This is a genomic window from Campylobacter sp. RM12654, assembly GCF_020137585.1.
Taxonomy (GTDB): domain Bacteria; phylum Campylobacterota; class Campylobacteria; order Campylobacterales; family Campylobacteraceae; genus Campylobacter_E.
In genome coordinates this window covers 14,420-38,434 of sequence record NZ_JACGAR010000012.1, presented here as the reverse complement: position 1 = coordinate 38,434, position 24,015 = coordinate 14,420, and the positions used below count along the sequence as shown (strand labels likewise).

Genomic DNA, 24,015 nt, shown 5'->3' with positions numbered 1-24,015 from the left:
ATATGCCAAATGAAGAATTCGTTTATGTCTATAATACAAATGAAACTAGCAATAATTTTAACGAATGTGAAAATATTTATTTAAATTCTTTATTAGTTTCTAAGGATAATATTAAACATGTGTTAGAAGATGAAAAGCAAGGTTGTAGTTGTATAGGCGACTTTGGTAGGACTCATATAAATATTAATGGAAAAAATATTGATATATACAGGATAGTTTATATTGATCAATATGATTGTTTGCAATTTACTTATGATTTTATGAATTATTTTAGGTTAAATCAAATAAATGGGACATATTATAATAACAATGGGAGTATAGTAGCTATAATCGGTAATAGTTATGTTAAAATATACACAAGTTATTTAAGGGAATATTTAGATTATAAAAACTTAGCTATATTATTATATGCTGAATATAATTATTTTTCAAATAGTTTTGAATGTGAGCAAATTGGTTTAATTGAAGAAAATGATTATATCATTAATCAGCAATGTATAAAAAATTTTATCGGGAAACCTGGATATAAGATAGCTAATCATTGTGTAGTAAAAAGTATATTGAAAATTTAAATATCGATATGATTAAAATCCTAGTAGGTTATCATAAACCAGCAACATTACTTAAAAGTGAAATATTAGCTCCTATGCATTTAGGACGAGCTGTAATGAATGAACAAAGTAAAGATGCTGGTTTAAGTAATAACGATAAGGAATGGTTGTTATCTAATATGATAGGAGATGATACGAGAGATAATATATCTTATCTTAATAGATACTTTTGTGAGATGACTGGTATTTATTGGGCTTGGAAAAATTATGATAAATTAGAAAATCCTGAATATTTTGGTTTTATGCATTATAGGAGATTGTTTGATTTTATAGGGATTTCAAAATCACTTAAAATAAATAAAAGCATAGGGCTATCTAACATAGATTTTTTAGATGATGAGCTTATAGAAAGACTATTTAATAAAAATATAATAAAAAGCCATATAAATAATAATGATTTTTTTATATTTAAATCCAGAAAAGGCAACCCATATAGACATTATAAAGTAACAGCAGAGTATCTACATATAGAAGATTATGATAAATGCTTAGAGATTATAGACAATGAATTTTTAGAATATAAAGAAGCTTCAAAAGTTTATAATAGTGGTAAGATTAAATATTTCTGTAATATGTTTGTATTACCAAAGGAGTATTTTTTTAAATACTGTGAATTTGTGTTTGGTGTTTTGTTTAAATTAAAAGATTTAATAAATACTGATAATTATAACAATATGGAGCAAAGAGTGTTTGGATATATTGCAGAATGGCTTACTGGAATATACTTTACATATCTTAAATTACACGGACACAAAATAAAAGAATTAGATGTTTTATATGTGCAAAATACGCAAACAAACATGGTTTTAAAAAAAATATTTGATTCAAATTATATTCCGATAATTTTTTCTTGCGATGATGTGTATATTCCATATTTACATGTAGCATTAAAGTCTTTGAGAGATAATATGAATGTTGCAAAAAATTATGATGTGATAATTTTGTATAATGATATAAAAGAAAATAATATCAGAGATATTGTGGATAATTACAGTGCTAGCAATTTTAATATTAGATTTTATAATGTAAAATACCTTTTATATAAATATAAAGCTAATTATTATTCTTGCAGACATTTTTCATCTAGTATGTATTATAGAATATTTATACCTGAGATTATGGTTGATTACGATAAGGTTATTTATTGTGATTGTGATGCTATATTTTTAGATGATATTACTAAGGCTTACAATATTGATTTAGATGATAACTTAATCGGTGCTGTTAAGGATTTTAGTGTTTTAAAGTTTAAAAAAATGCAAAAATACATTACAAATACTTTAAATATCGATAATCTTGATAATTATTTTAATTCAGGTTTTATTATTTTTGATATTAAAAAATGTAATGAGTTCGATTTGATTAACAAATGTTTGGAATTGATAAAAACAAAAAGCAATTTAAAGTATCCAGATCAAGATATTTTAAATATGATAATAAAAGATAAAGTAAAGTTAATAGAACCTTGTTGGAATGTCCAAAATCAAATTTTTATGTTTGATTATAAAAATGATTTTATTAATTATTTAAGTAATCCAAAATTTTTACACTTTACAAGTTCTATAAAACCATGGATTAATCCTACTATACCAAATGCAGATATTTGGTGGAGTTATGCTAAAAATACTTTGTTTTATGAAGAAATATTATATGAATGTAATATTAATTATAATGAAAATAATAAAATATTTAATTCAGATAAAATACTTAAAAATCTTTTGCCATACAGATTAGGTAGAGCAAAATTATGGGCTGATTGTTTTTATAAGAAAATTTTATTATTTTTTATATATTTCTATATTTTTACTACTCATTTTTGTAGAAAAGTAAGTAATGCTATTATGATTAAACTAGGTTTTAAAAAAAAGCAACCAATATTAAAAAAATTTATTGATTTTCATAAGTTAAAAATGATAGAGTGTAGTAAGGAATATAAAATAGGAATTGGCATAATAAAAAATATAAGGAGAAAAAATGAAAAAATATAAAGTTGTTCTTTTGGGGGATAGTCACTTGTTTATTGAAAATGGATATTTTAGAGGTTTAACAAACAAGGGTGTTGATGTGCAAAATTTATCTTTAAGTGGTTCACCATCAATAAATATAATTTTTACAATTTTAAGAAATAAGCAAGTTTTACAAGAAGCAGATTTAATAATCTATTCATCGAACAACAATGATGCTAATTTTTTTAATGGTGTAGATGAAGAGTTAAATTTTAAATTTTTACATTGTCTATATAATGAATTGTATATGCTTGAGAAAAAAATTTTAGTACTAATTGCTCCTATGACACATGATTTTTTAAAAGTGGAAACTTGTGAATATGTAGAAAAATTACATAAATTTTTAATTCAATATTATGGTTTTAATTTTATTAATATCTATAATTATTATAAAGATTTAGATTTAAAAGAGTTTCATGCAAGATATGATGGTGCACATGATTTTGGTTTTTTAATGCGAGAAATTAGTGAGAAAATTGTTGAGAATATTGAAAAAATTAAAATGCCAAATAAAGTTAAAAACAAAATTTCATTTCCTGTTTTTAAGGATTGTAATGCAAGGAAAATGTTAAATCTTAATCAAAATAATATTAGCGCTAAATATAATTCTAGAAAGAAAGAAGAGGTGTACACAATTTGTTCGGGTAATTTTGTTAATTTTACTAATGATTTTTACAATCATTATATAGTTGGAATTTCGTTTTGGAATAGCGATGATTGTGATCGACTTATATTTAAAAGGTACGATGAAGAGATATATGAATTTTATAGTGATTATAAGTGGTTAGCTTGCTATCCTATTAGGAAAGATATACTAGTAGATGAAAAATTAAAATTGCAATCAAATAATTTTTCATTAGTATCAATTGTATTAGCAACAAGCGAATGGTTAAATTTAGAAAATTTGGAAAATTTTAATAATATTATAAATAAAGATATGGAGATTGACAAAGATTTAGATTTTAGCTACTTAATACCTAATGTTGCTTGGTATAAGGAAATCATTGATGAATATTGTAGTGTTATGGATCCTAGAAAAGCACAGCCTTATTTAGATGAGATAAGTAAACTAAAAACAATTATTAATGATAATTGCTTTAATGAAGAAGATTTAAAACAAGCAAAAAAAGAACTAGAAGAGGTTAAATCTGAAAATCAATTTTTACTTAATTTTGGTAGAGCTTCTGATAGGGTAAAAAAACATTTGGCTTATAAAATCGGAAATGCAATTATTGACTCTAAGAATAGTTTTATGAATATGATATTACTGCCTTTTACTATCTTACATTTGTATTACACTCATAAACTGACTAAGGATATAAAATATGAATATAAACTAGAACAATACCCTGATTATCAAGAATGTTTGAAAATCAAGAAATTTTATTCATATAAATTAGGAGAATTATTAATAAAATGCAGTAAGAATTATTATGGGGGGGGGTTAATTACTTTTCCTTATAAAGCTTACAAGCTACATAAGAAGTATTTTAAAAAACTAAAGTGATTAATTACAGTTTTGCTTTTAAAATTTTTATAAGCATTTTTGCAGTTATATTTAAGTTTGTTTTAGGATTTAAATATCTTGGGTATAAAATTATGACCCCTGATATTAATTTATCAATATTTAGTTTTTTATTACGGCGAGATAGGATTTCTGGGGTTATGTTTTTGTCTATGGTTAGACCCCAACCAGCATAAAATGGAGCTCCGTAAGTTACTACTACTTTATCACGGATAAGTGCGTCATAGCCTGCTGTTGATGTAATAGTATGCACCTCATCACAAGCTTTTATGCAACTATCTATGCTAATATCAGTTATGATTTCATCACAGTATTTAAGGATAACTTTCTCATCTTTTAAACCTTTGCGATTACCAGCTACTACATCAGGATGAACCTTATAGATTATATAAGCTTCTGGATTTTCAGCTCTTACTTGCTTTATCAGCTTTAAAGTATCATATCCTAAGCCGCCACATTTTATAGATGCATCATCTTCTACTTGTGCTGGAATTAGTATTGTTTTTTGCTCTCTTTTTGGTAGTTCTTTATGTTTTAAACAATTGTATTTAGAAAATGAATTATCTAAGATTAGTTTTCTAATCTCTTTTGCTTCTTGTATTAACTCATCACCAAAATCAGTATTTTTTAGGATATATTCTAATCTACTAGGAGTATTAGGATCAAAATAAATTCCCATATCATCAACTACAAGAGAGTAAGGTATAGCATAATTAGAACCTAGTCCAATTGAGCGAATAAAACCATCCTCAACGATACTAATATTTTTAAAATATTTTAAAAGTTCTGATTTTTCATAAGTTTTACCCCAAATAAATGCTTTATCATTTTCATTTAAATGATATTTTTTAAGTTTTTTAATAGATGAAATATAAATTATTTGATTATTATCTGATTTAAAATAGTGTTTGATATAAAATCTTTTGTACCATAAAAAGCCAAAGAAAAATAATCTTCCTGAATTAGCCTTATAAATTTCTCTAAATTGAACTATGGTTTTCATAGTATCAAAGATATCTGAAACTTTTTCAAAATATGGGTTGTAATATTTTGTATATAAAAAATACATTGCATAAAATATTTCTTCAATGTTCCTTATTCTTACTCTACGCTCACATTTTTGTTTGTCTTTTGTAATTCCCCATCCTGCATAAAATGGCATTCCATAGCATATACATTCACATCTGCAAAGTAAAGCTTCAAATCCCATTGTTGAAGTTTTTGTATAAACCTTTTTAAAGTTTTTTAGCAAACTTATTGGGTTATAACTATCGCTTATAATTTCGCATTCTTTCGGTATTTCATTTATATTTAAATCGCTTTGTTTTTTACCACTTAGCACATCTGGATGAATTTTTATATATATTTTAGAATTAGGATTTTCTTTAATTGCATCTTTTATTATATCAAGCGAATTAATATTATTAGCTAAGCCATATTTTAAAGATAAATCATTAGCACTTTGTAAAATTACCAAAACATTATCTTTATTTCCTAATTCAAATTCTTTGTAAGCATTGTTATATTTGCTTATATTGTTATCAACTAGATATTTTATAGCTTTTTTTGCTTGCTCTAACTCATCTTCGCTAAATTCATAGGTATTTAAAATATTTTCTAATCTACTTGGAGCAGTTGCATCGTAATAAATCCCAATATCATCAAATACTAGTGACAAGCTATTTTTATCATTAATGCCAAGCCCTAAAGAGCGAATAAGCCCATCTTCAAGTAAGCAAAATTTAGCATTATTTTTTTTAGCTAATTTCTTGGCTATTTTGCCACTTTCCTTTCTTCCCCAGCCATAATAAACACCATTGCAACTTGCATCACGCCAAGAAAGATTTAAAAAGTTTTTAACATTTTTACGAAGTTTGTATTGTTTAAAATATCTAATAATCATAGTATTAAAAGCCCCTTTTAAGGGGCGAGAAATTATTTTTTACTTTCTTTTAATGCAATGTGTAATTCATTTAGCTGAGCATAAGCAACTTTGCTTGGTGCGTCAGTCATTAGGCATTGCGCTCTTTGAGTTTTAGGGAATGCTATTACATCTCTAATTGAGCTAGATTTTGTAACTAGCATTAATAATCTATCAAGCCCTATTGCAAATCCACCATGACTAGGTGCTCCGTAGCTTAATGCATCTAGTAAAAAGCCAAATTTTTCTTTTTGTTCATCTTCGCTAATTCCAAGTAATTTAAATACTTTTTGTTGAATATCGCTTCTATGAATTCTTATACTTCCACCACCAAGCTCAACTCCGTTTAATACTATATCATAAGCAATAGAATTTATCTCATCAATTGGTGCATCAATATTTTTTGGCATTGTGAATGGATGGTGCATTGCCGAATAGCTTCCATCATCATTTTGCTCAAACATAGGAAAGTCAACAACCCATAAAAACTCAAATTTATTTTCATCAATAATCTTTAATTCATTTGCTAAGAATAATCTAAATCTTCCCATATAATCTAAAACGGTTTTTTTAGCACCAACGCCAAAGAATACTACATCTCCTACACTAAAATCAGCTTTTTCTTTTAAGAAATTTATAAGTTCAGCACCTTCATCATCAAAAAATTTAGTTAATGGTCCTTTTGGTCCATCTTCTTTCATTTGAATAAATGCTAGACCTTTAGCACCAAATTTTCTAACATATTCTTCAAATCCTTGCATTTGGCGTTTTGAAAAAATATTATCTCCATTTTTAACAACAATTGCTTTTACACGATTTTTCTTAGTATCTTTTGCAGGTTCGCTAAAAATAGTGTTATTTGACTTTGCAAAAATGTGTGCAACATCAATCATCGGCATATCAAATCTTAAATCAGGTTTATCACTTCCATAAAGTTCCATTACTTCATTATAGGTCATTCTTTTTACTTTAAGAGGCATTGTAATGCCAACACTTGCAAATGTTTCTCTTAAGAAAGTTTCAGCATTTTGCATAACCATTTCTTGGTCGCAAAAACTCATCTCAACATCTATTTGAGTAAATTCAGGTTGTCTATCAGCTCTTAAATCTTCATCTCTAAAGCATTTTGCAATTTGAAAGTATTTATCAAACCCAGCAACCATTAAAAGTTGTTTGAATAATTGTGGGCTTTGTGGTAACGCATAAAATTCACCTTCATGCACACGAGATGGAACTAAATAATCTCTTGCACCTTCAGGTGTAGCTTTTGTTAAAATCGGAGTTTCTACTTCCATAAAGCCTAATTTTGTTAAAGCATTTCTAGCTGCTGTTGTAATGATTGAACGCTTTTTAAAATTATCTAATAATTTAGGATTTCTAAGACTTAAAAATCTATATTTTAGTCTTAATTCTTCATTAACATTTAAATCATTTATATCAAAAGGTAGCGCTTTTGCACTATTAATTAGTTCAATTTCGCTACATACTATTTCAATTTCTCCGGTTTTTAGTCTTGGATTTACTAAACCTTCGCCTCTAGCTCTAATCTTACCTTTAGCACTTATTACATACTCATCTCTTAAGCTACTTGCTATTTCGTGAGCATTTTTGTTTATTTCAGGGTCACATACTAATTGAATAATACCTTCTTTATCTCTTAAATCTAAAAATACAACTCCACCATGGTCGCGGTAGCTATTTACAAATCCAGCTACAACTACTTCTTCATCAATGTTTTTAATGCTAAGCTCAGTGCTATAATGTGTTCTCAATTTCTTTCCTTAACATGAATTTTTATTAAATTAATTGATTTTTACTCAAAAATTGTAAATTTATAATAAAAAGAATAAGAAAAGATTATGAAAAATAAAGAAATTAAAAAAATAATTATATTTTGCAAATTAGGTTTAGAAGATAGTTTGGAATTAAATAATATAAAAAATTATCTTAATAGTAAAAATATTGAATATTTAATATATATAAATGATAGAAAAAATGAAATAGAATTTGATTTAGAAAATGTGGGATTATTAATATCTTTAGGTGGAGATGGAAATATAATTTCAGCTTGTAGATATTTAGCAAATTCTAATATTCCTGTGTTTGGAGTTAATGCTGGTAATTTAGGCTTTTTAACAGAGTTTCAAATCAAAGAATTTGAATCAGGAATTAGCGATTTTTTAAATGGTTCATATAAACTTGAGCGACCATTTTTACTAAGTGTTCAAATAAAGCTAAATAATGGCAAAATCTTACAAAAATATGCTTTTAATGACGCAGTATTTAATAGAGCAAATCATTTATTATTAGCGGATATAAAAACGAGTTTTAAAGGAGATATTTTTAATAACTATAATGCCGATGGGCTTATAATCTCCACTCCTTCAGGCTCAACTGCTTATAATCTTAGTGCAGGCGGCTCAATTATTTATCCATTAAGCCGTGTTTTTATGCTAACTCCAATTTGTTCTCATTCGCTTACTCAAAGACCAATAGTATTACCTAAAAGTTTTTTTATTGATATTATAAGTGCAAATTGCACTTTAAGTATAGATGGGCAAGAAGTATTTAATAAAGATGAATTTAAAAGCGTTAGAATAGGGCTTAGTAATGTAAGAGCAAATATTATTAGGCGTAAAAATAGCTCTTATTTTAGGGTTTTAAATGAAAAGCTTAATTGGGGAGAAGTAAGATGATAGAAAGATTATATTTTACAAATAATATAACTTTTGATGAACTTAACTTAGAATTTAAAAATGGTCTTATAGTTTTTACAGGTTCTAGTGGAGCTGGAAAATCAGTGATTTTTAAAAGCATATTAGCAGCTTTTGGAATTTTTGAAAGCAGTGCAAGTCTTTTAGAAATTAGCATAGATGATAAGATAAATGATGAAAGTATAGAAAATTCTAATCCAAATGTTTTTAGGGTTAAAAAGGATAAAGTTACTAGATATTTTATAAACAATCAAGCAGTTTCAAAAAAGATTATGAGTGAGCTAAATGCTAGTAATATTCGCTATTTATCGGCTAAAAATTATGATGATTTTGAGCCAAATTATTTATTAAAAATGCTAGATTTAATCATAGTTAAAAAAGAACAAAATTATGAAAATACTTTAAATGAATATAAAAATAATTTTAAAAAATTAGATGAATTAGAAAAAGAATACAAAAAATTATGTGAAGATGAAAATAAAATCAATGATTTAAAAGAATTATTAAGCTTAGAAATTAAAAAAATTAAAGATATAAATCCAAAAATAGGCGAATATGAAAAATTATTAGATATTAAAACCAAGCTTTCAAAAAGAGATAAAATAGAACAAGCTTTAAGAAAATCAGAAGGCATTTTTGCCTATGAGAGCAGTGTTTTAGAGCTTTTAAGATTAGCTAATATTGATAGTGAATTTTTTGTAAGTGCTATGAATGAATTAAATGATATTTATAATGATTTAAGTAATGATAGTAGTGAGTTAGATATTGAAGAGATTTTAAATAGACTAGAAAAGCTTCATTATCTAGTAAAGCGTTATGGAAGCGTTGAAGATGCGTTAAATATACTAAAAGATAAAGAAAAAGAATTAAATATTTATGAAAATATTGATTACGAAAAAGACAATATTGAAAAAGAGCTTAAAACTCTAAAAAATAAGCTTATAAGCGATGCGAAAGCTATATCAAAAATAAGATTAATTTACCTTAATGAACTTGAGTGTAAAATTAATGATTATCTAAATTTGTTATACTTAGACAAAATTGCTCTTAGGTTAGTGGAATTTGAACTAGGAATTAACGGCATAGATAGATTTGAAATAAGTCTAAATAAAGCAGGTTTTAAAGAGATTAGCTCGGGCGAGTTAAATAGATTAAGACTTGCATTTTTGGCTAGTTTTGCTGATTTTATTGATTATGCGAATGGTTATATATTTTTAGATGAGATAGATGCTAATTTAAGCGGAAAAGAGGCCATTAGTATTGCAAATGTAATTAGTAAATTGAGTAAGCATTATCAAATATTTGTAATAACTCATATGCCTTGGATTTGTGCAAAAGCAAATCAGCATTTTTTAGTAAGTAAAGAAAACAATAAAAGCTTTGCAAGAGAGCTTAGAAAAGATGAAGTAGCAAATGAACTTGCAAGAATGATTAGTGATGAGAATATCAGCCAATCAGCCTTAGATTTTGCAAAAACCATATTAGAAGGAAAAGAATGAAATTACTATTAGTAGATGACAATAAGATGTTAGCTAAAGCAATAGCAAAAAAAGTTAGTGGCGCATTAAATTGCGAATTTGATGTAGCTTATGATTTTGCAGAGGCTAAAGAGTTGCTAGATAATAATCAGTATTTTGCTGCATTACTTGATTTATGTTTGCCTGATGCTATGCATGGTCAAGTTGTTGATTATGCTCTATCTAAGAAAATTCCAAGTATTATTCTAACTGGACTTGATGATGACGCTACAAGAAAAAGTTTTATGGATAAAGACATTGTTGATTATGTGCTAAAAGAAGGTAGCGAATGTGTTGATTATATAATAGATATTATTGAACGCTTACAAAGAAACGAAAATACAAAAATTATAGTGGCTGAAGATTCAATGGCTATGAGAAATATTATTAAAAATATTTTGCAAGCTTATAAATTCCAAGTTTTCCCAGCAGCTCACGGAGCTGAAGCATTAGGATATTTAGAACAACACCCTGATGTAAAACTTATTTTAACAGACAAAGAAATGCCAGCAGTTTCTGGTGAAGAACTTATAAAAGAAGTTAGAAAATCTTATAATAAAAATCAATTAGGAATAATAGTTTTAACAGCTCACGGAAGTGATGATGTTGGTGCTAGAATGCTAAAAACCGGAGCAAATGATTTTATTCAAAAGCCATTTTCAAGAGAGAATATTATTTGTAGGATTAATAATAGTATAGATTTAATTTATTATTCAGAACAACTAAAAGAAAGTGCTGAAAAGGACTTTTTAACAAAATTAAATAATAGAAAAAGCTTTTTTGAGGCTAGCAAAGAATATTATTCAAAAATCAATGATGATGTTGATTTTGCTGTATTAATGATAGATATAGATAAATTTAAAAACATTAACGATACACTAGGTCATGCTGCAGGAGATAGTGTTATTGTTCAATGTGGTCAGACTCTACTTGAACAAGTTAAGGGTGGGGATATGGTTGCTAGATTTGGTGGCGAAGAATTTTGTTTATTAATTAAAAATATTAAGAAAGAAGACGCTATTAAAATGGCAGTGAAAATTAGAAGTGCAATTAAATCAACTCCTGCTATGTATCTTGATAAACCAATTAATTTCACAGCTTCAATAGGAGTTGCAGTAGGCTCTAAAAAATCAGAAATAGAAGAAATGATTAAAAAAGCTGATGAAGCTTTATACGACGCTAAAAGAAATGGTCGTGATAGAGTTGAAGTTTATGAAGGCGAATAATAGTGATAATTGATACTCATACGCATTTAGATGATGAAAGATATGATAATATCTTAGATGAAGTTTTGCTTAATGCTAGCAATGAAGAAGTAAAACTTCATATTATTCCAGGTGCTGATATAAAAACATTACAAAAAGCTCGTGATATTTCACATAAATATGATAATGTATATTTTGCTGCCGGAGTTCATCCTTATGATATACAAGATTTTGATTTAGACTACTTAAAGAGTTTTTTAGAAGATAGTAAATGTGTTGCAATAGGAGAATGTGGTTTAGATTATTATAAAAATCCTAGCGAAGAAGAAAAAAATCTACAAAAAGAAGTATTCAAAAAACAGATTGAACTATCAATTGAAAGAAAACTACCATTAATAATACATATAAGAGACGCAAATGCTGATTCTTTAGAAATATTAAAGGCTTATAAAGAAGCTTTTGGAGTATTACATTGTTTTAATGCAAGTCCAATTCTATTGGAATTAAGCGATAGATTTTATTATGGAATTGGAGGAGTGCTTACATTTAAAAATGCAAAAAACTTAGTTGAAATCTTACCTAAAATCAAAACAGATAGATTACTTATAGAAACTGATTCACCTTATCTTACCCCGCATCCACACAGGGGGACTTTAAATGAGCCAAAATATTGCAAATTAGTTGCACAAAAAATGGCAGAAATACTAAATAAATCAATTGAGGAGATAGAAGAACTTACAACAAATAACGCAAAAAAATTATTTAAAGGATTAATTTGAAAAAATTTATATTATTAATAGTTACAAGTATTTGTTTATATGCGAATTTTTCAGTAGATAAATACGATAAACAAGAAAAAATCTTAAAAAGTATTGATGTAGATTTAAGATATTTACAAGACCAATCTTTTATGGAAATTTTTTACGATATGAGTGAAAGAGAAGTGCTTTATTTTACAAAAGTATTGAATGAAGCTAATATGAATATTCCAATTATTAAAGCAATTTTAAAAAAAGAAGGTGTTCCTGATGTTTTTTTATATCTTGCTATGGTTGAGAGTAATTTTAAAACAGATGCTAAATCTGGAGTAAAAGCTACAGGTGTTTGGCAATTTATGGAACCTACTGCTAAGAATTTTGGTCTAAAAATTGACAAATTTATTGATGAAAGAAAAGATGTTGTAGCTGCTAGCGTTGCTGCTGCAAAATATTTACATAGGCTAAAAGATGAATTTGGTAAATGGTATTTAGCTATTTTTGCTTACAATTGTGGAAATGGCTGTGTTAGAAAAGCTATTAAAAATGCAGGTAGTGATGAATTAAGTGTATTATTAGATGAAGACCAAAAATATTTGCCTAAAGAAACAAGAAGATTTTTCAAAAAGATTTTAAGCACTAGTTTAATAGCAGAAAATGATATTGCTAAGTATGGTGATATTTATTTATTAAATCAAGTTATGGCACTTAATATAGGTAAAGTTGATGTAAAACCAAAAGAGAGTTTATCGTCAATTGCTAGAAAAGCTGGGATTAGCTTAAGTGAATTTAAAGATTTAAACCCACAATTTAAAGGCGATTTTGCACCACCTTATAATTATTATGCTTATTTACCGATAGAAAAGATAGCAGCTTATAAAGATAACTCAAATCCTATTAAGTATGCTAAAAATAATGTAAAAAATGTAATAAGCTATAGGGTAAAACAAGGTGATACAATATATGCAATAGCTAAGAAAAATGGTGTTTCTACAAATGCTTTAAGAGCTTATAATAATTTAAAGGATGATAGAATTGGAATTAATCAAACCTTATTAATTCCTGTATTAGTATATGATGATAGTAAGGAGGCTAAAAATTGAAAAAATATTTAGTTTTCGCTAGTTTTTTATTTTTATTTGCTGCTTGTTCAACTACAAGTAGCTTAAACCAAAATTATAATTATGGGGTAGCTAAACCAAATACTCCAGCTACAATGAGACCTTATACAATAAATGGTAAGACTTATTATCCAAGTAAGGTTGATATTGGAGATACTGAAACTGGCATTGCTAGTTGGTATGGTCCAGGTTTTCATGGTAAAAAGACTTCAAATGGAGAAACTTTTAATACAAATTCTATGACAGCAGCTCATAAAACTTTACCTATGAATACAATGGTTAGAGTTGATAATTTAGAAAATGGAAAAAGTGTTGTAGTAAGAGTTAATGATAGAGGGCCATTTGTTGCTGGAAGAATTATTGATTTATCAAATCGTGCAGCGCATGAAATAGATATGACTAAAAAAGGCACTGCAAAGGTAAAATTAACTATATTAGGCTTTAATCAAGACAATATTAAACCTCAAATATCTAATACAAATTCCAACATTCAAAATAGTGTAAACAGTATTATGGGTGGAGATTTTATGATACAAATAGGAGCGTTTAAAAGCTCTGCAAATGCTTATAATTTAGCAAAAAGATATGCAAATTATAAAGGTTATACAAGTAAAGTATTAAATTCTAGCGATGGATTTTATAGAGTGTTTTTAAAAGGCTTTAGAAGTGAAGAAGAAGCAAAGGATTTTATAAACTTAGCTAATTTTCTAGGTTCATTTATATTTAGGGAGTAAGAATGATTAAATTAGTTATTTTAGATATTGATGGATGTTTAAGTGATGGTAAAATTATTTATTCTCCTAATGCTGATTTGATTAAAGAATTTAATGTAAAAGATGGAGCTGCTATTTTAAAAGCTAAAGAATTGGGTATAAAATTTGCAATTATTACAGGAAGAAGTTCTGAAGTTGTTTTAAATAGGGCAAGAGATTTAGGCATTGAATATGTATATTGTGGTATTAAAGATAAGCTAAGTTGTGCTAAAACACTACTGAAAGATTTAAATATTACTTTTGATGAAGTTGCTGCAATAGGGGACTATTATAACGATTTAGACCTTTTAAAATCTGTTAAGCTACCTTTTATTCCTAAAGATGGGGCAAAAATTTTTGGAAGAATTTTAAATACAAAAGGTGGATATGGTTGTGTGCATGAAATGCTTGAAATTATTGTAAAAGAAAATAATCAATTAAAGCAGTGGATTAAGTGTTAATAAAAACTTTTAATATTATTTTAGTTTCTATGCTATCTATGCTTTTTTTTATAATAATACAAAAGCCTTATGATATTGATAAGATGAATTATCAACTTGATTTTAAAAGCCTTGAAGCTAATGATATTATTGGTTATGAGCTTAGTAATAAGCTTGAAAAAATAGCTTATGCTAAGCAATATTACAAAATAAATAATCAAGATAATTTGATAGATTTAAGTATAAATGATTTAGAAAAGCATTTAAGTAGTAATAAGGCAACTAAAGAAAATAATATTATAGTATTAAATGGCGATGTCAAATATAAAGATAATCTAATTAAGCTTGAAAGCGATGTATTAAATTATTCAATAAATGAAAAAATCTTAAGCTCTTTGAGTAAAACTAAAGTAACCTATAATAATAGTTTAATTAATGCTAATTCTTTTAGTTATAATTTAAATTCTTCAGATTTATTATTAAAAGAGGTTGATTTATGTATAGAAAAATAGTTATTTTATTATTATCTTTATGTAGTTTATATGCTGAAAAAATTGAGATTAATGCAAAAATTTTTGAAGGTAATAAAGATAATCAAACTGGGGTATTTAGCAAAGATGTTAGTATAAGGCAAGGTAAAGATTATTTAAATTGTCAAGTATTGACAATAAGAACAAATAAGGATAATAAAATTGCTAGCTATGAAGCACAATATGTAACAAGTTTTTCTATAAGTTTAAATAAAGATAATTTCAAAGGTAAAGCAGATAAGATTGTTTATGATGTAAATAAAAATACTTATGAGCTTATAGGGAATGTTAAAATTACAGAAAATAACAAAGAATTATCAGCAGATTATATTTATATAAACCAAAATGATGGAACATATAAAGTAAAAAGTGATAAAGCTAATAAGCCAGTTAAATTAATTTTTGAGATAGCAAAATGAATATAGTAAGTGCAAAATTTTTAATATCTTGTGAAAAATATTTTCAAACACAAGAATATAATTTAGGTGAAATTGCTTTTTTAGGTCGTTCTAATGTAGGTAAAAGCTCTTTAATAAATGCTTTAGCAAATCACAAAGGTCTTGCAAAATCATCTTCAACTCCAGGCAAAACTCAATTAATTAATTTTTTTGAAGTTACATTTGCGGATAAGAACAAATTGATTTTAATAGATTTACCAGGTTTTGGATATGCAAGGGTTTCTAAGGATAAAAAAGCTGCTTGGAACAAGAATTTAAATGAATTTTTACAAAAAAGAAAAGAAATAAAATGCTTTATTCATTTAATAGACTCAAGACACGATGATTTAGATATAGATGAAGGTGTTTATGAATATTTACAAGATTTTATGAATGAAAATCAAATTTATATAAAGGTTTTTACAAAAATTGATAAATTAAATCAGAGTGAATTTTCAAAACTAAAATCAAAATATAAAGATGCAATTTATGTATCAAGTGCTAGTAAAAAAGGTATAGATAAATTGCAGGAAAAAATATATGAGTTTATTAAATGAAAGAACGAGTTGGGTTAAGCTATTATATAACAATATTTGTTTTATTTTTTTACCAATTACTATGCTCTATTACATTTTTTTTACCACCTTTACTCGGAGTTTTTTTTGTATTTTTGATTATACATTTTAAAAAAAGTGGTTTTGATAAAACTAGCTTGCTTATTATTTTATATCTATGTCTTATTGAAATAACCCACGGATTAGTGCTGTTTAGCACTACAATAGCGTTTTTAATATTTTTTTATTATTTTTATGATAAGTTGATTTACAAGCTTAAAAATAGAGATATTTTGATAATTATTTTTATAATATTTGTATATTTTATAGATATATTTTTAAATTTATTATTTTCTTATTTATTTGAACTAGAAGTGCTTAAATTAAGCAATATTTTTATTTATTATATATGCCTTGAATCTTTATTATCAATTATTTTGTTTAGAGGTATTGTGTGAGATTAAAATTTGTAATTTTTGTAATATTGTCATTTTTTATAATGCTACTTTCTAGGGTATATTGGCTTAGTATTTATAGCAATGATTATTATGAAGAACTAGCACAAAAGAATTCAACCAAAGAAGAATTAATTCCGCCTATTAGAGGGATAATATTAGATAGAAATAATACCCCATTAGCTGTTAATCAGCTCGGATTTTCAATATCTTTAAAACCACATTTAAGTAGTAATTTATTAGATGTAACAACTAATAAAATTCTAAAATGCTTTAGTGATTTAGATATTGATAAAATTATTAAAATATATAAAAGAGAAAATAGCTATTACAATCAAGATGAAATAGAAATTATAGATTTTATAGAGTATGAGAAGATAAATCCTTGTTATTTTGAGCTGAATTTAGATGATAATATATTAATAAAACCAAGTGTTAAAAGACTATATCCATTTAATTCTTTAGCAAGTCATATAATAGGCTATGTGGCAAGGGCAAATGCTGAAGATATGGTAAATAATGATGTTGTAAAAGTTACAAAAAAAATTGGAAAAACAGGCATAGAAAAATATTATGATGATATATTACAAGGCACGCCTGGTAAAAAAGTTACAAAAGTAAATTCCATCAATCAAGAAGTAGAAGAAATTGAGTTTAAAAAACCAATTATGGAAAATGATATAAAACTCACTATTGATATAAGAATGCAGCAATACTTAGATGAATTGTTTAAAAATATTAGTGGTTCAGCAGTTGTTTTAAATATTGAAGATGGCTCAATTATTGCAGCAGGTTCTTATCCAGAGTATGATTTAAATCCTTTTGTTACTGGAATTTCACAAAATGAATGGGATATGATGATACAAGATTTAGACCACCCATTTACAAATAAGATTATAAATGGTCGTTATCCACCAGGTTCGGTTGTCAAAATGGGCGTAGGCTTATCGTTTTTGCAAAGTGGTAAAATAGATACTAATACTACTTTTACTTGTTCTGGTTCTTTTGATTTTGGTGGTAGAAAATTTAGATGCCATAATGTATATGGGCATGGGGTTATGGATTTAAGAACTGCTATTAGGTCAAGTTGTGATGATTATTTTTATAAAGGCAGCTTAAAAGTTGGAATAGCTGATATAAGTGCAAGTTTATATAAGCTTGGATTTGGTAGAAAAACAGATATTGATTTACCACTTGAGAGTGTTGGTATATTACCAAATAAAGTATGGAAAAGTTCAAGATATAACCAGCCTTGGTATCAAGGTGAAACTTTAATTACTAGCATAGGGCAAGGTAATTTCCTAGCAACTCCAATGCAAGTAGCAGTCTATACAGCAAAATTAGCTAGTGGATATGAAATAAAGCCACATTTTGTAGATGAAATAAATAAAGAAAAAGTTGAAATTGTTAAAAAAGATATTTTTACTCAAAGCGAACAACAAGATTTAAAATATATTAGAGCAGCTATGTATGATGTAGCAAATACACCTAAAGGCACAGGATATAAACCTTTATTGGAGAGTAAAATCACATTAGCAGCTAAAACAGGCACAGCGCAAGTAGTAGGGATTTCTCAAAGTGAAAAAAAGCGTATGAAAGAAGAAAATATGGAATATTATACAAGAAGCCACGCTTGGATGAATGCTTATGGACCTTATGAAGAGCCAAAATATGCCGTGGTTGTTCTAGTTGAGCATGGAATGCATGGAGGTGCTACTTCTGGGCCAATTGTTGCAAAAATATTTAATAAATTATTAGAATTAGGCTATATTGATGAGCAATATCAAAAGGGATTTAAAAAACATAAATGATATTTCAAATTCTAAATGTATTAAAGATAAATTATTATGATTAGCCTATTTTTTTGCAAGGATTTATATGTTTAGAGCATTTTATTTATCTAAAAAATGGTTTTTATGGTCTTGGGGCGGGAGTTTGCTTATTTTACTTGCAATTTTTTCTCAAACCTTACTTAATGTGCAAATCAATAATTGGTATAAAGATTTTTATAATCTCTTACAAGCAGCACCACAAAATAGCACTTACGAGCAGTTTTTAAGTGGCTTGAGTGATTTTTTATTTATAGCTTTACCTTATATTTTAATAGCTACATTAACAGCGTTTTTTTCTAGGCATTTTGCTTTTGCTTGGAGAGAAGCTATTACATTTGCTTATCTTAAGGCTTGGCGTAAGAATAATGATTATATAGAAGGCTCATCACAGCGTATTCAAGAAGATATATATAGATTTGCAAAAATCGTTGAGAGCTTGGGTGTTGATATTATAAAGGCTTTTATGACCTTGATTGCCTTTTTGCCTATTTTATATACTTTAGGGGCTAATTTGGTTTTACCTATTTTTAATTTTCAATCAGGTTTAATTATGTGGGCTTTATTAACAAGTGTTGGTGGTCTTATTATATCTTGGTTTGTTGGAATTAAACTTCCTAATCTTGAATATAACAATCAAAAAGCCGAAGCTGCTTTTAGAAAAGAACTAGTTTATGCAGAAAATGATAGAACCAATCACGCATTACCAGAGCAAATGTTTGAGCTTTTTACAGGGCTTAAGTTTAATTATAAAAGATTGTTTTTGCACTATGGATATTTTGATGTTTGGCTATATTTATACGAACAATTTATGGTGATTTTTGCTTATTTGATAGTAGGGCAAAATTTATTCTTAGGAATAATTGCCCTAGGTGTTTTAGTTCAAATCAATAATGCTTTTAGTAGTGTTCGTTCAAGCTTTAGTGTTCTTACTAAAAACTGGACAACTATTACAGAATTAAGAAGTATTCACAAGCGTTTAAAAGAATTTGAAGAGCATATTAATTTTAAAATTAATTCTTAATTTATGTTATTTTGAATTAATTTTATTTGTATAAACTAATGGCATTTTTTAATTTTTAATAAAGGTTATTAATGAATTTTTTACAAAATCAAGCTTTAAAATATACTTGCAATTTTCTTAACAAAGAGCTTAAGTCTAAGTTTAATTTTAAAAATGAAGTTAATTTAGAAAAATCTAAAGATGGTAAAAAGGTAATGTTATATATTCATGTTCCGTTTTGCCATACTTTTTGTCCTTATTGTAGCTTTCACAAATTTGCTTATGATGAAGAATTATGTAAAGAATATTTTAAAACTTTAAGAATTGAATTACAGCAATTTAAGGATTTAGGATACGATTTTAATACACTTTATGTTGGTGGCGGAACTACTTTAATCAATGAAGCAGAACTTATAAAAACACTTAGTTTATGTAAGGATTTATTTAGTATTGAAGAGATTTCTTGTGAGAGTGACCCAAATCATATAAAGCCTGAAGCTTTAAAAGACTTTAAAGGGCTTATTGATAGGCTTAGTTGTGGGGTGCAGAGTTTTGATGATGAAATTTTAAGAAAAGTTAATCGTTTAGAAAAGTTTGGAAATCAAAAAGAATTAGTAAAAAAATTAGAATCAGCTAATGGTATTTTGCCAACTTTTAGTATTGATTTGATTTTTAATTTTCCATCACAAACAAAACAAATGCTAATAAAAGATATTGAATTAGCTAAAAATATTGCTCCATCACAAATTACTTTATATCCACTGATGAAATCTAATCTTACTAAAGAAATAATTGCAGCTAAATTAGGCATAGATAAACAAGATAATGAATATGAATTTTATAAGATAATTTGCGAATACTTTAGTGATTATGAGCAAAATAACTCTTGGAGTTTTTCTAAGGATAGAACTAGTTTTAATGATGAATATGTAAGCACACATCACGAATACATTGGTGCTGGTAGCGGGGCTTTTTCTTTTACAAATAATAAGCTTTTAGTAAATGCTTTTAAATTAGATGATTATAAAGCTAAGGTTTTAGCTGGTAAAAATCAAAAATTAGCTCACATAGATTTTAGTCCTGAAGATAGAATTAATTATATTTTTCTAACAGAGTTTTTTAAGGATAATTTGAATATTAATAATTTTAATTCTAATTATAATTGTGATTTAGAAAAACACTTAGGGCTAAAACTAAAAGCAATGCAGACTATTGGAGCAATTAACATAAATAATGGTATTATTAATAATACTTTTTTTGGTAAATATCTAGCACTTACCTTAATGAAAGAATTTTATATAAATATGGATTTAGTAAGGGCTTATTTTAGAAAGGATTTATAATGAAAAAATATTTATTTTTACTAATAAGCTCAATGCTTTTTGCTAGAGAAAATCCATTTGTGCCTATTGTAAAAATCAATAATCCAAGTCCTATTGAAGAGATAAAGGAATTTAAAAAAACAGCTTTTAGTGTTCCAAGCGATGCTAGAATTTTAAATAAAATGAAACTTATTTATACAAATGTAGATGGGACATTGAAAGAATTTGAATTAGATATTAATGAGGCTCTTGATTGGCATAAGGTTTATATGCTACTTGACGCCCAAGAGCTTACAAACCAAGATAAAGAAGAAGCAAAAACTGAATTAAAAGAAGTTGATAAAATAAAACTTGCATTAAAAAATCAAGAAAATGCTAACGATGACAATTCTAATGTGGAGCAAAATACTACTAAAATTACTGAAGTTAAGAAAGAAGAAAATCAAGAAAATAAAATTAGTAAAACCACAGAATATACACCTTTATCATTAGACATATCAAATAATTTTAAAATAGTTATAGACAAAAGAAATATTTCAATTAAAACAAATAGCGAATTAATTAGGGAATTTAGTTTAAAAAAACCAAATAGAATTGTTATGGATTTTAAAATTAATCCAAGTTTAAAAAATAAATCATTTGAAATAAAAGCTAATTATTTTGATGAAATTTATACTGGAGTTCATAGAAATTTTTATCGTCTTGTAATAAAACTTGATGGTATATATAATTATAATATTGAAAAAAAATCTAAAGAATATTTAATTAAATTACAATAAAAAGGGGTGTTATGAAAAAAATAATTTTTTTAGGTGCTGGATATGCGAACTTATCTTTAATTAAAAGTCTAAGCAAGGAAGATTTAACAAAGGCTGAATTTTTACTAATTAATAATAATTCATATCATTATAAAACTACAGAATTACATAAAATTGCAGCAAATGAGAGTGAAAAAAATATCAAAATTCCTTTAAAAGATATAATTCCTAGCGAAATTGTAATTATTCAAGATAGTGCTATTAAAATTGAAGGAAATAAATTATATTGCAAAAATACTGATTATGATTTTGATGAGATTTATGTAGGTTTAGGTGCTAATAAAAATACTTTTGGTATAGAAGGGCTTGATGAAGCTTATGAAATCGGAACTTATGAAGACGCTTTAAAAACCAAAGAAATTATTTATTCTAATTTAGAAAAATCTGAAAGTATTTATAAAAATATTGTAATTTGTGGAGCTGGATTTAGTGGTGTTGAATTATGTGCTTCTATAGCTCAAGTTTGCAAAAGCAAAGGAATTGATGCAAAAATTAGCATAGTTGAAGCTATGGATGAAATTTTGCCTATGTATAATAAAGATTTGGCAAAAATAGCAAGAAATTATCTTGAAAAATTAGGCGTAAAAGTTTTAACATCTCATAAAATTATTAAAAAAATTGGGGATAGATTGTATTTAAACAATGAAGATACTTATATAGATTCAAAAAATATAATCTTTACAGCTGGCGTTAAGGGAAATGAAGTTATTAAAAATAGTGTATTTGAAAACAAAAATAATAGAATATTAGTTAATGAGTTTTTACAAGCGCCAAATTATTCAAATTGCTATATTTTAGGAGATTGTTCTTTAATTATGAATAATGATAGACCATTTGCTCCAACAGCTCAAATAGCTTGCAAGCAAGGTAATTATTTAGCAAGAAGTTTAAGTGCTAGGTTAAATAATGAAGAATTTAAAGAAACATTTATTTATAAAGACCAAGGAAGTGTTTGTTCTCTTAGTGAAAAATATGCCGTTGCAAGTATTCAAGGCAAAGATTTTAGTGGATTTTTAGCAAAAGTTCTTAAAAAAATCACAGAATTAAAATGGCAATATAAATTATTTGGATTTAAAGGTCTATAAATTTTTTTAATTCAAATTCTTTTTAGAATTTGAATTAAATTCTACAAAAACATTACGAATTTACACACTTTAAAATAAATTACAAAATTACACACAAATCTTACTCTTTATTAAACTTTAAAATCTAATGTTTGCTTAAAAATAAGGAGAAAGAATGGGAGTTTTAGAAAACTTTAAACAAATTGCAGCAATTCCGCATTGTAGTTTTGATGCAGTTAAATTAAAAGATTTTTTAATTAATTATGCAAAATCAAAAGGTTTTGAAGTATTAGTTGATAAGGCTGAAAATATTTTATGTAAAAAGGGAAATCCTAATATATGCTTGCAAAGTCATTATGATATGGTTTGTGTTGGAGATGCACCTAATATAAATATAATAGAAAGTGATGGATTTATTAAGGCAAATAATTCAACCTTAGGTGCTGATAATGGTATAGGAATTGCCATTATGATGGAAGCTATGAATGAGTTTAGCGACCTTGAATGTTTATTTACCGCTAATGAAGAAGTAGGGCTTATAGGTGCAAATAATTTAGAGCTAAAAATTAGTTCACAACACTTATTAAATCTTGATAGCGAGTGTGTAGATAGAGTAATAATTGGTTGTGCGGCGAGTTTAATGATGAATGTAAATATTAAGCTAAATTATAAAAACCCTAGTAAAAAATATTTATATGAAGCTCATACTAAAGGCTATAAAGGCGGTCATAGTGGGATTGATATTATTAAAAACATTCCTAGTGCTATTAGTGATTTAGCTTTATTTTTATATAAAAACGATGCTGAATTAGTAAGCTTTAGTGGTGGGGAAAGAACTAATAGTATAAGTGTAAATGCTAAGGCTATTTTTTATAGCGACACTGAACTTAAATCTAGCGAAAATATTGAAATAACCAAGCTTGAGAGTAAAGGCGAAAAAGTAATTCAAGAAGATATTTTAAGTCTAATTACTAGTTATAAACACGGAGTTTGGTCTTATTCAAGGGATTTAAATATAGTAAAAACTAGCGTAAATCTAGCAATTATTAGTCAAAATAATGATGAATTAAAGCTTGAATTATTTGCAAGAAGCGATAATTCAGCAGATTTAGATGAAGTCTTTTATAAAACCAAAGCACATTTTAATAATTATGAAGTAAGACTACTTGCTAAAGATGAGCCTTGGGAGCCTGTGCCAAATGATTTTACTTATGCAGTGCTTAATTCTTTACAAAAATATAACCCAAAAGCTAGTATGAGCAGTATTCACGCAGGGCTTGAGTGCGGAGTGCTAAAAACTAAGCAAAATGAATTATTATGTGCTTCAATAGGTCCAAATATCTTAAGCCCACATAGTATTTATGAAAGATGTGAGATTAGCACAATAGATATTATTAAAAACACAACATTTGATTTAATTAAAAACTACAAATAAA

General features: G+C 26.5%; 21 protein-coding genes. 19 read left to right on the top strand and 2 right to left on the bottom strand.

All coding sequences use genetic code 11. From position 1 onward, the window contains the following. Positions 1-2 precede the first annotated feature (2 nt). Genes AVBRAN12654_RS05480 through AVBRAN12654_RS05470 form a run of 3 tightly spaced genes read left to right on the top strand, consistent with a single transcriptional unit; the run spans position 3 to position 4,124 of the window. Entirely contained in the window at positions 3-572 is a 570-nt protein-coding gene (locus tag AVBRAN12654_RS05480; RefSeq protein WP_336614085.1) for a hypothetical protein, read from the top strand. Between the two features lie 8 nt (positions 573-580). Then, a complete protein-coding gene (locus AVBRAN12654_RS05475) occupies positions 581-2,599 on the top strand; it encodes a DUF4422 domain-containing protein (RefSeq protein ID WP_336614084.1) in 2,019 nt (672 codons plus the stop codon). Further along, entirely contained in the window at positions 2,586-4,124 is a 1,539-nt protein-coding gene (locus AVBRAN12654_RS05470; RefSeq protein ID WP_336614083.1) for a hypothetical protein, read from the top strand. Before AVBRAN12654_RS05475 ends, AVBRAN12654_RS05470 begins: the two co-directional genes overlap by 14 nt. Before the next feature lie 4 nt (positions 4,125-4,128). On the opposite strand, the gene AVBRAN12654_RS05465 is transcribed toward AVBRAN12654_RS05470, so the two are convergent. Together AVBRAN12654_RS05465 and aspS are read right to left on the bottom strand one after the other, a co-directional pair. Next, positions 4,129-6,045: a capsular polysaccharide biosynthesis protein gene (locus tag AVBRAN12654_RS05465; protein ID WP_336614082.1), complete on the bottom strand. Its 1,917-nt coding sequence runs from the start codon at positions 6,043-6,045 to the stop codon at positions 4,129-4,131. A 32-nt stretch (positions 6,046-6,077) separates the two neighbouring features. Then, positions 6,078-7,835 (bottom strand): aspartate--tRNA ligase, encoded by a 1,758-nt coding sequence (aspS, locus tag AVBRAN12654_RS05460; protein WP_336614081.1) that lies wholly within the window; start codon positions 7,833-7,835, stop codon positions 6,078-6,080. Positions 7,836-7,922: 87 nt separating this feature from the next. On the opposite strand from aspS, the gene AVBRAN12654_RS05455 reads away from it, so the two are divergent. From AVBRAN12654_RS05455 to AVBRAN12654_RS05380, 16 genes are all read left to right on the top strand, one after another. Continuing rightward, the gene (locus AVBRAN12654_RS05455) at positions 7,923-8,759 is read left to right on the top strand and encodes an NAD(+)/NADH kinase (RefSeq protein WP_239802648.1); all 837 of its coding nucleotides are present in this window, start codon (positions 7,923-7,925) and stop codon (positions 8,757-8,759) included. Continuing rightward, positions 8,756-10,276, top strand: coding sequence for an AAA family ATPase (locus AVBRAN12654_RS05450; protein ID WP_214117981.1), 1,521 nt, complete (start codon positions 8,756-8,758; stop codon positions 10,274-10,276). The genes AVBRAN12654_RS05455 and AVBRAN12654_RS05450 overlap by 4 nt, the downstream gene beginning before the upstream one ends. Then, on the top strand, positions 10,273-11,520 hold the full coding sequence (locus AVBRAN12654_RS05445) for a GGDEF domain-containing response regulator (RefSeq protein ID WP_214117982.1): 1,248 nt from the start codon (positions 10,273-10,275) through the stop codon (positions 11,518-11,520). Before AVBRAN12654_RS05450 ends, AVBRAN12654_RS05445 begins: the two co-directional genes overlap by 4 nt. Before the next feature lie 2 nt (positions 11,521-11,522). Further along, positions 11,523-12,278, top strand: a complete 756-nt coding sequence (locus AVBRAN12654_RS05440) for a TatD family hydrolase (RefSeq protein WP_336609696.1) — start codon at positions 11,523-11,525, stop codon at positions 12,276-12,278. Next, entirely contained in the window at positions 12,275-13,357 is a 1,083-nt protein-coding gene (locus AVBRAN12654_RS05435; RefSeq protein WP_214117987.1) for a lytic transglycosylase domain-containing protein, read from the top strand. The genes AVBRAN12654_RS05440 and AVBRAN12654_RS05435 overlap by 4 nt, the downstream gene beginning before the upstream one ends. Beyond that, positions 13,354-14,109: a septal ring lytic transglycosylase RlpA family protein gene (locus AVBRAN12654_RS05430; protein WP_336614080.1), complete on the top strand. Its 756-nt coding sequence runs from the start codon at positions 13,354-13,356 to the stop codon at positions 14,107-14,109. Before AVBRAN12654_RS05435 ends, AVBRAN12654_RS05430 begins: the two co-directional genes overlap by 4 nt. Positions 14,110-14,111: 2 nt before the next feature. Then, positions 14,112-14,588: a KdsC family phosphatase gene (locus AVBRAN12654_RS05425; protein WP_214117989.1), complete on the top strand. Its 477-nt coding sequence runs from the start codon at positions 14,112-14,114 to the stop codon at positions 14,586-14,588. Next, positions 14,582-15,079, top strand: a complete 498-nt coding sequence (gene lptC, locus AVBRAN12654_RS05420; RefSeq protein ID WP_214117990.1) for an LPS export ABC transporter periplasmic protein LptC — start codon at positions 14,582-14,584, stop codon at positions 15,077-15,079. The genes AVBRAN12654_RS05425 and lptC overlap by 7 nt, the downstream gene beginning before the upstream one ends. After that, on the top strand, positions 15,064-15,516 hold the full coding sequence (gene lptA, locus AVBRAN12654_RS05415) for a lipopolysaccharide transport periplasmic protein LptA (RefSeq protein ID WP_214119845.1): 453 nt from the start codon (positions 15,064-15,066) through the stop codon (positions 15,514-15,516). Before lptC ends, lptA begins: the two co-directional genes overlap by 16 nt. Then, entirely contained in the window at positions 15,513-16,091 is a 579-nt protein-coding gene (yihA, locus tag AVBRAN12654_RS05410; RefSeq protein WP_214117994.1) for a ribosome biogenesis GTP-binding protein YihA/YsxC, read from the top strand. The genes lptA and yihA overlap by 4 nt, the downstream gene beginning before the upstream one ends. Positions 16,092-16,542: 451 nt before the next feature. Further along, positions 16,543-18,354, top strand: coding sequence for a penicillin-binding protein 2 (gene mrdA / locus AVBRAN12654_RS05405; RefSeq protein ID WP_214117996.1), 1,812 nt, complete (start codon positions 16,543-16,545; stop codon positions 18,352-18,354). 67 nt (positions 18,355-18,421) lie between these two features. Continuing rightward, positions 18,422-19,396, top strand: coding sequence for a putative transporter (locus AVBRAN12654_RS05400; protein WP_214117998.1), 975 nt, complete (start codon positions 18,422-18,424; stop codon positions 19,394-19,396). 71 nt (positions 19,397-19,467) lie between these two features. Beyond that, entirely contained in the window at positions 19,468-20,718 is a 1,251-nt protein-coding gene (locus AVBRAN12654_RS05395) for a coproporphyrinogen III oxidase family protein (RefSeq protein ID WP_336614079.1), read from the top strand. Further along, positions 20,718-21,476 (top strand): AMIN domain-containing protein, encoded by a 759-nt coding sequence (locus tag AVBRAN12654_RS05390; protein ID WP_336614078.1) that lies wholly within the window; start codon positions 20,718-20,720, stop codon positions 21,474-21,476. Before AVBRAN12654_RS05395 ends, AVBRAN12654_RS05390 begins: the two co-directional genes overlap by 1 nt. Positions 21,477-21,487: 11 nt before the next feature. Beyond that, on the top strand, positions 21,488-22,600 hold the full coding sequence (locus AVBRAN12654_RS05385) for an NAD(P)/FAD-dependent oxidoreductase (protein ID WP_336614077.1): 1,113 nt from the start codon (positions 21,488-21,490) through the stop codon (positions 22,598-22,600). A gap of 154 nt (positions 22,601-22,754) precedes the next feature. Then, positions 22,755-24,014 (top strand): aminoacyl-histidine dipeptidase, encoded by a 1,260-nt coding sequence (locus AVBRAN12654_RS05380; RefSeq protein ID WP_336614076.1) that lies wholly within the window; start codon positions 22,755-22,757, stop codon positions 24,012-24,014. Position 24,015: the final 1 nt, after the last annotated feature.